Here is a 12,368-nt window from a genome sequence, read left to right as displayed (position 1 = left end):
CTCACTCCACATCTTTAATGTACAAAAAGTCCCGCCACACGCCGGAATCGTCCGTAGGCATCCTCCCACGCTTCCGACTCGGCAGGTTCATATACCTCTACGGAAATAGAATCCGCGATGACCCGGCGTGCTTCCCATATATCGGCGAACTTTCCCTGTGCCATCCATTGTACCGCAAGATTGCCGATTGCGCTTGCTTCTGCGGGTCCAGCCCACACGGGTTTTTGAATCGAATTAGCCGTCCATTGGCACAACAGCCGATTTTGAATTCCCCCACCGACCATATGCAGCCCGTTAAACCGTTGTCCTGACACCCGTTCCGTAAGCTCCAAAACGTAACGGTACTTCAACGCCAGACTTTCCAAAATACAGCGTGTGACCTCCCCCGGTGTCTCCGGCAAAGGCTGCCCGGTATTACGGCAATATTGGCGTATGCGTGTTCTCATATCTCCGGCATGCAGAAACAGTTCATCGTCCGGGTCGATCCATGAAGCAAACGCCGGAGCCTGCTCCGCCATGTGTACCAGCTCGGGGAAAGAATAGGAAGTTCCTTGACGCTCCCACTCTCTGCGTGCCTCCTGTAAAATCCACAAGCCCATAATATTTTTAAGCAACCTGTAGGTTCGGCCCACCCCGCCTTCGTTCGTAAAATTAAATCGAAGCGTATCCTCGTTGATCACAGGCTGCGGGGTTTCCGTTCCCATCAGAGACCACGTTCCGCAGCTTAAATACGCAAATGATCGTTCCAGCGCAGGCACCGCAGCTACAGCCGATCCTGTATCATGTTCCGCTACCGCAATAACAGGAATCGCTCCGATGCCCAGATCAGTCATGACCGAGGAACGGATCGTACCTGCGGCACTTCCCGGCTCCAGTACCTTTCCAAACCAGGAATGGGGAATATCGATACTAGACAATAACTCATGATCCCATGCCTGCTGCAACGGATTATATAACTGCGTGCTAGTCGCATTGGAAAACTCATTGTGCATTTCACCCGTTAGAAAATACCGCAGCAAATCAGGGATCATCAAGAAATGCTTTGCCTGCTCCAACAGCGGCGATTTTGCTTTTCGCATAGCAGCCAACTGAAACATCGTATTAAAGGTCAAAAACTGAATCCCTGTGCGCTGAAAAATAAACTCCTTGCCCAGCTGACCCTGTACTTCCTCCATCACCCCGTGGGTATGCCAATCCCGATAATGATAAGGGTTACCCAGCAATTCTCCGGCTTCTCCAATCAGTCCAAAATCGACCGACCAGGAATCAATCGCCAGACTGGACGGGTTCACTCCCATGTGCTTAGCTTTGAGCAGTCCTTGCTGAACCTCGTGATACAGACGCAAAATATCCCAGTGCAGACGCTCCCCGACCTTGACCGGATCATTCGAAAAGCGATGGATTTCCTCCACCTCTATACGTGAATCCGTCAATCGACCGAGCAGAACCCTGCCGCTGCTTGCCCCCAGATCATATGCGAGGATGCTCACCAGCTTGCACCACCCTTGCCTCTTTGCAAAATCTGCGTGCCATAATCAGACGCTAAATAGGCTTTCATCGGATCAGCGGGTAGCCCTTGCTCCTCACGTATTGCCTTGAGCAATGGTGCAACGTCGAACTCAAACGCTTTGCGCACAGCATCCTCCGCACCCAGCACATCCTGACGGCTCGCCGCTTCCTCCACCTCTGCATGATTGATCAGCAGCGCCTTCGCATATTGTGTCTGCACATTCAGCACTGATCGAATCATCGCCGGGATTTTTTGTTCAATATTGTGCGACTGGTCGATCAAATAAGCGATTTTGTCCACCGTATGTCGGATATCCGTATCCACATCCTGAGCTGCATTTAAAATTTGATAAAAAATCAAGAACAGCTCATACGGATTCGCGGAGCCCACGATGAGATCATCATCCGCATATTTGTAGCTATTAAAATGAAAGCCGCCCAGTCGCTTCTCATCAATTAAAAACGCGACAATATGCTCCACGTTAGCTCCTGGCAGATGATGCCCTGTATCCACAAGCACCTGTGCCTGCGGTCCCAACTTGGTCGCGTAATTGTACGCCATGCCCCAGTCGGCAATATCCGTATGATAAAAGGCTGGCTCGAACGCCTTGTATTCAATCAGCATGCGCATATCAGGTGTAAGCGCCTTATACATTTCGCTGAGTGCTTCCAGCATCCAATTTTTCCGCTTGCGGATGTCTCCCTGACCCGGATAGTTTGTTCCGTCTGCAAACCACAGGCTAAAATCGTTGGAACCTGTTTCCTTCGCAATGTCCACACATTCCAGCAAGTGGTTTGTTGCCTTGCGGCGGATTGCCGGGTCTACATTGGTGACGCTGCCGAGCATGTAATCTTCATCCTGAAACAGATTCGGATTAACCGCCCCAAGCCGCAGTCCGAGGCTTTCGGCATGACTGCGGAGCTTGCCGTAATTATCCACCTTATCCCACGGGATATGAATGGCGACCGATGGACACAATCCGGTTACTGCATGAACCTGTGCGGCATCCTCCAGCTTTTCGAACGGATCACGCGGCACGCCTGTTTTTTGAAAAACTTTAAACCGTGTACCTGAGTCGCCATAGCCCCATGATGGGGTTTCTATGCTAAGCGCTTTCAGCTTTGACTTTACTTGTTCCAGGTCAATGCCCCTTTGTTGCTGCTGTTCCTCGAATAAAGCGTACGCTTTGTCACTCATCGTGGTTCCTCCTTGGAAAAAGAAGTGAGTTATGGAGGTGGGGGAGTCGCTTCGCGTGCGGATTGTTCTTCCGATCGCTGTTATCCCCGGATTTTTTTATTTTATAGAACATATAAAGGTAAAAATCCGGGGATAAAGGCGAACGCTACGCTTCTTCAGAACAATTCCGCCCGCTCCGCTGCTGCCTACCCATAAAGTCACTTCTCTTTTTATGTTTTGGGTGTGCATTTTCGGAAAAACACAAAATGCGAAACGTAAATAAGTTATTATTACTTATTTACGTTTTTAATACTCTCCCATTTTCTAGCGTGTAAAGGCAGCGGGTACGCCGCCGTCGATAGTGAGCATGCAGCCTGTCGTTTTTTCCGCCTTGGATGAGGCGAAAAAGGCAATGCCCTCGGCGATATCCTGCGGGTAAATGTTTACCAGTAGCGTCGTCCGCTTGCGATAGTGTTCTTCCAGTTGGTCTGGCTCGATGCCGTAGGCGGCGGCGCGTTCGTTGCGCCAGTTGGAGTTCCAGATGGCGGAGCCTTGCAGAATCGCGTCCGGCAAAATCGTGTTTACCCGAATGCCGTATTCGCCGCCTTCTGCGGCAATACAACGGGCGAGATGCGCTTCCAGCGCCTTGACCGAGCTGTAGGCCGTTACATTTTTACCTGCATAGACGGAGTTTTTCGAGCCGACGAACACCATGCTGCCGCCAAGTGTCTGCTCCTTCATCAGCTTGAACGCTTCCCGTGCTACCAAAAAATAACCTGTGCCCAGCACGTTTATGTTCAAATTCCATTCCTTTAATGATGTTTCGTCGAATGGACTGGAGGTGGCCAGCCCCGCATTGTTGACGATGATATCCACACCACCGTAGGTTAGCGCGGTTTCCGCATAGGCATCCTGAATCTGGTCCTCCTGCGTCACATCCATTTTAACTGCAATAGCGCGGTTTTCTCCGTAGTGGTCATTCAGCTCGGAGGCCACCTTTTGCGCGCCTTCCAGATTCAGGTCGGCCAGCACGACATGTGCTCCTTCATCCACCAAACGGCGTGCGGTTGCACTGCCGATTCCGCCTGCACCGCCTGTAATGAGCGCGATTTTGCGTGAAAATTCCGCTTCTGCCGGAGCGAGTGACAGCTTATACAACTCCAAGGGCCAGTATTCCACGTTATACGATTCGTTTTCACTGAGCGAAACAAACTGTCCTAACGCCGTCGCACCCCGCATCACCGCGATAGCACGATGATACAAAGCGCCACTCACCTGTGCGTTGCTCCAGCTTTTGCCTGTGTTAATCATGCCGATGCCCGGGATTAAAATCACACGTGGCGCGGCCTCAAACATAACGTCTCCTTCATGCCGATTGCGTTCAAAATAGGCTTGGTATTGCTCCTTATAGGCTGCGATACCCTCTACGAGCTTTATTTTTAAACTCTCGACATCCTCCACGTCCGGTGTCCAGTCTACAAAAAACGGCACCACCTTGGTATGAACCAAATGATCCGGGCACGCTGCCCCGACCTGTGACAATACAGCAGAATCCTGACCATTTACAAACTCCAGCACGTCCTCTGCATCATCAAAGGTAAGGATCATCTGCTTCTCATCACTGACCGCTCCCCGAACGGATGGCATGACGCTAGACGCAATACTGCGGCGTTCCTCAGGAGTAAGCGCTTTATATTTTACGCCTCCAAACGACTGTTTTTCCTCTTGACGAGCTTTAATATAGCTTTCTGCTTCTTGAATGATTTCGATGGTTTTCGCATAGGCTGCCTCGGAAGTTTCTCCCCATGTAACCAGACCGTGCTTTTCCATCAATACCAATTCTGCTTGCGGATGATCGAGTACAGCTTGAGCAATCATCTTGGACAGCTTAAAACCAGGACGAATATAAGGTACCCATACAAAACGGTCACCGAAAATCTCTTTCGCAATTTCCTTGCCGTTATGCGCACAGCACAAGCTGATAATTGCGTCCGGGTGGGTATGATCCACATGTCTAAAAGGTAAAAAAGCGTGCAATAGTGTCTCAATCGAAGCACGCGGATGCTTGGCATCTATCATACAATTCGCCAGATACGCGACCATATCCTCGTCAGACATATCTTCCCTTTCGAACAAGGGACGGATATCCTCCATACGAAGCCCTGTAAAGTTATGCGCTTTCATCGTAGCAAGATCGGAACCGCTGCCCTTGACGTACATTACTTCTACTTCACGCCCGCGAAAATCCTGTATCGTCGTTTTGGCCGAAGTATTGCCGCCTCCCCAGTTACACACGCTCCTGTCTGTGCCGATAAGGTTAGAACGATATACGAGCTGTTCCAGCGTGTTTTTTTGCTCAGATGCTTGTGAAGAATTCCACAGACTTTGTACCATAGGAAAAAGACCTCCAAGTTCAGTTTTAGTTTTGAACTACTTTATTACAGTGGTTATTCTTGGTTTATGGAGACTATAACACTTTTGTTTTCATTTGAAAATAAGAAATACAAAAATAATCAAAAATAAATTTTAATTTTGAATAACCTGTAAAACGGATACATTGATCTGTAAAACGATAATTGACACGCGGAAAAGAAAGCGCTTTATTAAATGTGAGTATGGAAGGCAATCCGGAGCCGCCTCATTCAACTTACAACAAAGCACAGCCTCTTCAAGGAAGCTGAATTACTGATTTTATCCTCTAATCTTGCCGTATTGGCAACATAGGGGTCTACGGAGGGATGAGTATGGTTACAAAGGCAGGCATTTGGAAACAGCGTCTCGGTTACGGAGTTGCCGATTTTGCGTGTAACTTGATTTGGCAAATGATCGCTCTCTATTTAATGTTTTTCTATACGGATGTCATGGGGCTACAGGTACTTGCGGTCAGTACGTTGCTGTTAAGTTACACGCATTGTAGATGGTGTGGCGGATGCCATTATGGGGATTATTATCGACAAAACCCGTACACGCTGGGGAAAATCACGGCCTTATTTTCTGTTTGGAGCTATTCCGTTCGGTATCTTGGGTATCCTTACCTTTTACGTGCCGGATATCGGCCCTGTCGGTAAACTGATTTACGCCTATATCACCTATATGGGCTTATCCCTGGCGTATACGATGGTCAATATCCCGATGGCTTCCATTTTGCCGAGTCTGACTCGGGATGGACAGGAGCGCACCGTGCTGGCGACGACCCGTATTATCTTTTCTTTCATTGGAGCTACGGCGGTTAGTGTATTGACGATGCCGCTGGTCCGTATGCTAGGTAACAGATCACAGGCGCACGGATTCTTTTGGACGATGGTCATTTTCTCGGTTGTGGGTATGATGTTGTTTTTTGTAACCTTCAAAAATGTAGAAGAAAAAGTAAAGCTCCGGCAGGAAAAAGTGACGGTTGCCCAAACCTTTTCTGCGCTTAAAGGGAATACGCCCTGGTACATCTTCGCAGCCAACATTATCTTTATGTTCGGAGGCATGTTTTTTCATCAAGGCAGTCTGATTTATTATTTCACGTATTATGTGAACCGCCCGGATCTGCTCGGCCTGGTCGCAGGAATTGTTTCCCTTATTCCGATCATCGGTACCTTTGTCACCCCAATGCTTGCCCGGCGTATGTACAAACGTAATTTGTTCCAGATTGCAAGCGCAGTTACTGTTACAGGTATGCTGATCATGCTTATTTCCGGCACCAACATCTTCGGTTTAATCGTCGGTGCTATCATTTCTGCCCTAGGGAACGGCGTTCGGGCAGCAATTTACTTCTCCATGCAAGCCGACTCGGTTGATTACGGGGAATGGAATCCGGCATTAGCGCAGCGGGCTTTATTTCTTCACTGAATGGTTTTATCGGAAAGGTAGCTATGGCTCTGGCAGGTGCTGTTTCCGGTGTATTTTTAACGTGGGGGAATTATGCTCCCAATCAAACACAAAGCGCTTCCGGCCTGTTCGCCATTCAACTGAATTATCTCATCATTCCGCTGATTTTAACGGTCATTTCGATGATTATTATGTACTTTTATCGTCTGGATCACATTTTCCCGCAAATCCGTAACGACATTCAGGAACGAAATCGAGCGCAGGATGCGTCTGAAGGCGAGAACACTTCGAATGTTCATGGAAATAAAGATATCCTTCCTCAATCGGTTTAATTATCCTAAAGGAGGCATTCACATGTCAGAAACATCTCCTATTCAGCAAGCTGACAAAATAAAAATTGCACGTAATGAAGCTTTTATTAACCAGGCGGTTCAAGCACAACCGCATTTGAATACGTCCACTGCCCCGCCACAGCAAATGGTCGAGATTGTCCATAATGCAGACGCGATGCATGGCTGGAAAACACATCCGATGCAATCCGTTTCCACGCTGTCGCAGCAGCATTACGGCAAAGGAGATGAATTTATTCTCGACTTTGGCACGCATCAGGTCGGATATCTCTCCTTCTCTGTTCGTCCAGTCGGCAGTCCGCCGGATGCGCCACTTCATCTCAAGCTAACCTTTGGCGAAATGCCCGTCGAAGTCGCGGAGCCCTTTGGCTTTGGAGCGTCTGAATGAACAGCACCTCCCGCCGCATACCGACGAATGGTGGTCTTTTATCGACTGGCATGAGCAGTTGGATAAGCAAGCCCCTTCTCAAGCCATACTTATTTACACGTTAAAACGGGCCATTCGATTGGCTAAACAGGTTGATCCTGACAAGCTTCCGTTCCTGAACCAGCGGTTGGAGGACGTTACGACCGCAACACTGGCCCAACTATGGGATGAAATGCAAGGCTTCTTCGTCAGCGGTCCCAACCGCCAAATTTCGTGGGCCGGACAAATCTGGATGGCTTTGGCCGAGGTGCTGGATGCAGAGCAAAACGCAGCTCTCATGCAACGCTTGCTATCCGAGCAACCGGATATCGGCCTGACGACACCGTATATGCATCACTATTTGGTCGAAGCTTTGCTGATCACAGGTGACCGGGACGGAGCCGTAAAACATCTCAAGTCCTACTGGGGAGGTATGCTACGGGATGGAGCGGACACGTTCTGGGAATTGTACGATCCCCATAATAAAGCCTTTTCTCCCTACGGCAGTTATTTAATCAACAGCTACTGTCACGCGTGGAGCTGCACCCCAACCTATTTGATTCGTAAGTATACGCTTTAAAATGCAATAAGGCCGTGCCGGGATCGGGTTTTAAGAACCTTTTCCAGCACAGGCTTTTGGTAGGTAAATCACTTGATTTCCCTCGTCTGGTAGGATCAGGGCATATCAAGTCGTTTTTTAACGACTGCTGGTACACCTGCAGCCAAGGTAAATTCGGGTATATCATCTTTAACAAAGGCCCCACCACCAATTATAGACCAACAACCGATGTGACGTTTCTCCCGTACCGAGGCTCCAATGCCGATATAGGCTCCCTCATCTAGGGTTACATTTCCTGCCAGATTCACACCGGGGGCTATGGTTACATAATCACCAATATCCGCATCATGACTGACGTTAACACTCCGGTTGATAATTACATGATGTCCGATCTTAATATTGTCCGACAGGACAGCCCCCTCAAAGATCATGCTTCCCTCACCAATGGTGTTTCTTCGAGACAAACGAACACGTGGATGTATTAGCGGGGCTGCGATACGAAATCCCGATTGAATTGTATGATAAGCGAATCGCTTCTTTAATGCCGGGTCACCCACCCCCGCACATATCAGCTCTACCTCATATTTTAACGCTTCAATGTCAGTTAACGTCCCCAGTACAGGAACGCCATTTACGATCTGCCCTTTCGTCTCTGGCCGTTCGTCTAAAAAACCTACCACTTGAATTCCCAGCTCTTCACATAACCAGTTGACTTCCCTGGCATGTCCGCCCGATCCCCAAATAACGATTTTTCTCATCTGGTTGTCTCTCTTCCCAAGCTCCCTAGAACGTTCACAATTCTTCGAACGATAATCTCGTCCAACTCCTCCCACAAGGGCAGGCTGACAATATGTTTGGTAATATGCTCGGTAACATGAAGAGTAGACCGGGGATAACTTTGAAACTGCTTCTGTTGATGGCACGCCGGAGAAAAGTAGGTTCTGGCTTCTATTGAATTAGCGGCTAATAACTCAACGACTTCTTGATTGCTGTGAGAATCTGGACAAAGAATAGGTATAAATTGATGAACAACCGATCCTTGCGTTTTTTGTATAGACCATCCTCGTTCTAATAAGTCTGCTTGGATCAGTTCTTGAAGATAACATTCGTAGATAGTCCTTCTATTCTCCCGTACAGCTTTGAAATGGTCGAGAGTGGCTAAAGCGATAGCAGCGGTATACTCAGATATCTTACTGTTAAGACCTTGGGTGACAGACTCCCTGCTGCTGGAGAAACCGAAATTCCCCGCCTGACGAATTCGCTTGATGAGATCTTGGTCCATACTATATACTAATCCACCCTCTCCAATACCGAAAGATTTGGTGGCATGAAAGCTGAACACTACGGCTCCTCCGAAGCCTTTGCCAAAATGTACGGTTTCCTCCAAAGTTATAGTTCCAAAACTGGCAGCAGCATCGATGACTACCGGAATTCCTTGCTCCTGCAGCTTATTGTATACGGATAAATCAATAGCTGTACCGAAAGTGGCATATGGAACGATTACCGCAATCTCATCTCCCAGCAGCTTGACTGCCTGCTCTAACTGCTCCCTATTCATTTGCCAATTCTCCAGTTCAATGTCAAGAAAGTAAGGTTCTAGCCCGCACCACTCGGCAGCAAGTGGGGTAGCAGCAAAAGTAAAACTTGGCATAACTGCATATTTTCCCTGTGGTCGTTTGCTTTGAGCGATCGCCAAAATCAACCCGATGGTAGCGTTATGAACGGTCACAGCCGAACCGATTCCATCAAACATTTGCGCAATGACCCGCTCTTCAAACAGGTTATTTAAGGGACCATAATTGGAATAAATCCGGGTCTCTTCTATTTTCTCAAAATTGGCAATAAATCGTTCCTTTTTTACTAAATTAGGTCGTAAGAAGGGAATGTCGAACATGAGCCAGCCTCCTTCGCATATGGGATGAGCAAGCTAGGATTCCAATGTTTTTAATATCATTTCAATTCGCTCGATATCTGCATCAAATTGTGGACGACCCTTTATACGTTCATGATAAGAATGAAGTGCAGTTTTAAACAAATCGTTAGTATCAAGAAATCCATCATCTCTTGAGGCAATCATAATATCTAACCATTCCGTAAACGCATTTTGACCAAGTGTTTGATTATTTTGATTGGGATGTATTCGGAAATAGCTTAACGCTTCAGGAATATAAACTGCTTTTCCTTTGGATAGTAAGTTCAACCAAGACGCTAAATCATTAAGAAGAGAATACTGTTTTCCTTTATATACTCCAAACTGTTCGATAAGATCTGTTTTTTTAAATAACACTGTCGTAGGTTCACCAATCACATTTAAACAACGAGTTAATGCAACGTTTGCCAACATTCTTCCGTCCATTATCCTTGTTTCCTCGTGCAACCTTTCCGTTGCATAGAGCGGTGAGAGAATAGCCCCTGATTCATTAATGGTTTGCCGATACGAGGTAACCAGTGTGATGCTTTCGAAATTCTCAAAAAAATAGATCATCCTTGCTATTTTTTCTTTATGAAACATGTCGTCATCCATCAAGTAATTGATATATTCACCTGACGCCAAATCGAAACATTTATGCCAATTTCCGAGAAAAAGATTTTTATCATTTTTATAATATTTAATTTGGGGAAAAGAATCTAAATAAGAATCAAGCATTTCTTGTACTTCATTCGTTGTACTGTCATCACAGATAATGATTTCGATGTTCGGGTAAGTTTGTTCCAATACACTATCGATGGCGATTTTTAGTGTATGCGGCCGGTTATATGCAGGTATAACTACACTTACTAATGGGCTTTCCACGCTTACTCCACCTTTCTTTTATGCTTATTCAGACGGTTTACTCGTTGGTGTCATATGGGCTGATCTGTTCCTCACATCCCCGAACACATACACATACATATATATTACTGGGAAATAAAATGATGCCAGGAAAATGGATGCTTCAATAATATCAACAACTCACGTCTGAACTCGGCACCTCCCTCTCGTTGGTGTTCGAAACTGGTAAAGGGGAATGATCATGCCACTGAATTTCACTCCGCTACTGACAACTCATTTATTTGTATCGAAGAAGGTTTTAAAGGATCATGTAAAAGAATTGATAGATAGATTGGAAGAAAATCACATTACAATAAACTTGTATGAGGCTGATCAACCACTTATAGACAATAGCCTCCAAAAACCTCGGGTTTATGTCTCGCTCGGAGAAGAGTGGGGAGAATTTTCAGCACTAAAAGCGTTGCCTGGTCACGAAAAAAAACGCTGGTTGCACTTCCAATCACCAGACGAAATTCAACCTATGCATTTATTTTTCTGCTGGCTCAAGGCAACAGATCCTCTTCCGGAGAATAGAACGATTCCTCCAACACATTTTTCTTCAAACACACCTTTAATATCCGTGTTTACTGCCAGCTACAGGTCAAAAGAAAAAATTCAACGACCTTATCAATCTTTATTGAAGCAGACCTACAAGAACTGGGAATGGGTAATCGTGGATGATTCCGGTGATGAAGATGAGACATACAAGGAGTATTTACTCCCTTTAGAGGATCACCGTGTGCGGAGATATCGCCAGGATTCCCGTAATGGCTATATAGGGGCCATCAAAAGGTTTGCAGCAGGTCTATGTACAGGGGAAATTTTAGTAGAAGTCGATCATGATGATGAGCTAACTCCTGACTGCCTGGAGAAAATCGTCAAAGCATTTCAACAAAATCCTGACTGTGGCTTTGTTTATGGGGATTGTGCTGAAGTGTATGCAGAGAGCAATCATGCACATTGGTATGGCTGGGATTGTGGCTTTGGTTACAGTGTTCATTATCGAGTCTGGCTGCATGAAATGAACAGATGGCAAAATGCACAAAAACATACGACCATTAATGGCAAAACCATTCGTCATTTGGTCGGTTTACCCAATCATCCCCGTGCGTGGACGAGGGACTGTTATCATCTGATCGGAGGCCATCGCAATGAACTACTGGTAGCAGATGATTACGATATGCTGGTCCGGACGTTTCTTTGTACTAAATTTGTAAACATCCCTGATTTGATATATATCCAATATCGTAACGAAAATGGAAATAACACTACATTCCTCATAAATAAGCAGATTCAGGTTCTTGTAGGGGAACTAAATAGATGCTATTTTCAAAGGATTCAAATGAGATTGAAAGAGCTCGATTTGCCTGAGCAATTGCCTTATCGTCGTATATGGGAGGCTTCTACGGATGATCCTGCCCGGAAATCTGCTCATGTTATTCAAGAAGATAATTCAAGATTCTCGATATTGTTCCCTATCCCCCATTCCTGCCCTAAAATAGAGCATACCCAATTAATTAAGACGCTCCAAAAGGGCATTGAAAACAACTTTAGGGAGATCCAAATCGTGGTTGTAGGTCGAATTCCATCAGAAATTGAAACCTATGCCTCCAAAGCTCCCAAGGGAGCCATACGATGGTGGCCTATGGAGCCAAATGATTCATTAGAAACTTGTATTCAATATGCAAAATTTGTTGCGTCCTGTAAAGAGAAAGTGGTTGTGTTGCCCTAAATTACAA

At 46.4% G+C, this 12,368-nt stretch carries 11 protein-coding genes and 1 pseudogene; 6 read left to right on the top strand and 6 right to left on the bottom strand.

Translation table 11 applies throughout. The annotated features are described in order from the left end of the window. Positions 1–14 precede the first annotated feature (14 nt). The 3 genes from rhaB to QMK20_RS11760 all read right to left on the bottom strand — a co-directional run bounded on the left by rhaB (position 15) and on the right by QMK20_RS11760 (position 5,080). A complete protein-coding gene (gene rhaB, locus QMK20_RS11770; RefSeq protein WP_283655853.1) occupies positions 15–1,490 on the bottom strand; it encodes a rhamnulokinase in 1,476 nt (491 codons plus the stop codon). Continuing rightward, positions 1,487–2,707, bottom strand: coding sequence for an L-rhamnose isomerase (gene rhaI / locus QMK20_RS11765; RefSeq protein ID WP_283655852.1), 1,221 nt, complete (start codon positions 2,705–2,707; stop codon positions 1,487–1,489). Before rhaI ends, rhaB begins: the two co-directional genes overlap by 4 nt. Positions 2,708–3,010: 303 nt before the next feature. Continuing rightward, the gene (locus tag QMK20_RS11760; RefSeq protein ID WP_283655851.1) at positions 3,011–5,080 is read right to left on the bottom strand and encodes a bifunctional aldolase/short-chain dehydrogenase; all 2,070 of its coding nucleotides are present in this window, start codon (positions 5,078–5,080) and stop codon (positions 3,011–3,013) included. Between the two features lie 344 nt (positions 5,081–5,424). Here QMK20_RS11760 and QMK20_RS27640 point away from each other — a divergent pair. From QMK20_RS27640 to QMK20_RS11740, 5 genes and pseudogenes are all read left to right on the top strand, one after another. Next, a pseudogene (locus QMK20_RS27640) lies at positions 5,425–5,532 on the top strand (hypothetical protein); the annotation flags it as partial. A gap of 91 nt (positions 5,533–5,623) precedes the next feature. Beyond that, the gene (locus tag QMK20_RS11755; protein ID WP_283655850.1) at positions 5,624–6,523 is read left to right on the top strand and encodes a glycoside-pentoside-hexuronide (GPH):cation symporter; all 900 of its coding nucleotides are present in this window, start codon (positions 5,624–5,626) and stop codon (positions 6,521–6,523) included. Further along, positions 6,481–6,834, top strand: coding sequence for an MFS transporter (locus tag QMK20_RS27635; RefSeq protein WP_283655849.1), 354 nt, complete (start codon positions 6,481–6,483; stop codon positions 6,832–6,834). Before QMK20_RS11755 ends, QMK20_RS27635 begins: the two co-directional genes overlap by 43 nt. Before the next feature lie 22 nt (positions 6,835–6,856). After that, a complete protein-coding gene (locus tag QMK20_RS11745; protein ID WP_283655848.1) occupies positions 6,857–7,240 on the top strand; it encodes a hypothetical protein in 384 nt (127 codons plus the stop codon). Continuing rightward, positions 7,224–7,838 carry a hypothetical protein gene (locus QMK20_RS11740; protein WP_283655847.1) on the top strand — a complete coding sequence of 205 codons (615 nt, stop codon included), beginning with the start codon at positions 7,224–7,226 and terminating at the stop codon, positions 7,836–7,838. Before QMK20_RS11745 ends, QMK20_RS11740 begins: the two co-directional genes overlap by 17 nt. A 95-nt stretch (positions 7,839–7,933) precedes the next feature. On the opposite strand, the gene QMK20_RS11735 is transcribed toward QMK20_RS11740, so the two are convergent. The 3 genes from QMK20_RS11735 to QMK20_RS11725 are packed head-to-tail and all read right to left on the bottom strand — an operon-like array spanning position 7,934 to position 10,611. Next, entirely contained in the window at positions 7,934–8,575 is a 642-nt protein-coding gene (locus QMK20_RS11735) for an acetyltransferase (RefSeq protein WP_283655846.1), read from the bottom strand. Further along, the gene (locus tag QMK20_RS11730; protein ID WP_283655845.1) at positions 8,572–9,711 is read right to left on the bottom strand and encodes a DegT/DnrJ/EryC1/StrS family aminotransferase; all 1,140 of its coding nucleotides are present in this window, start codon (positions 9,709–9,711) and stop codon (positions 8,572–8,574) included. The genes QMK20_RS11735 and QMK20_RS11730 overlap by 4 nt, the downstream gene beginning before the upstream one ends. Before the next feature lie 33 nt (positions 9,712–9,744). After that, positions 9,745–10,611: a glycosyltransferase family 2 protein gene (locus QMK20_RS11725; protein WP_283655844.1), complete on the bottom strand. Its 867-nt coding sequence runs from the start codon at positions 10,609–10,611 to the stop codon at positions 9,745–9,747. Between the two features lie 220 nt (positions 10,612–10,831). On the opposite strand from QMK20_RS11725, the gene QMK20_RS11720 reads away from it, so the two are divergent. Then, positions 10,832–12,361 (top strand): glycosyltransferase, encoded by a 1,530-nt coding sequence (locus QMK20_RS11720; RefSeq protein WP_283655843.1) that lies wholly within the window; start codon positions 10,832–10,834, stop codon positions 12,359–12,361. Positions 12,362–12,368: the final 7 nt, after the last annotated feature.

Source organism: Paenibacillus sp. RC334, assembly GCF_030034735.1.
Lineage (GTDB): Bacteria > Bacillota > Bacilli > Paenibacillales > Paenibacillaceae > Paenibacillus > Paenibacillus terrae_A.
The sequence above is the reverse complement of the archived record's forward strand: the minus strand, read 5'-3'. Positions and strand labels throughout refer to the sequence as shown.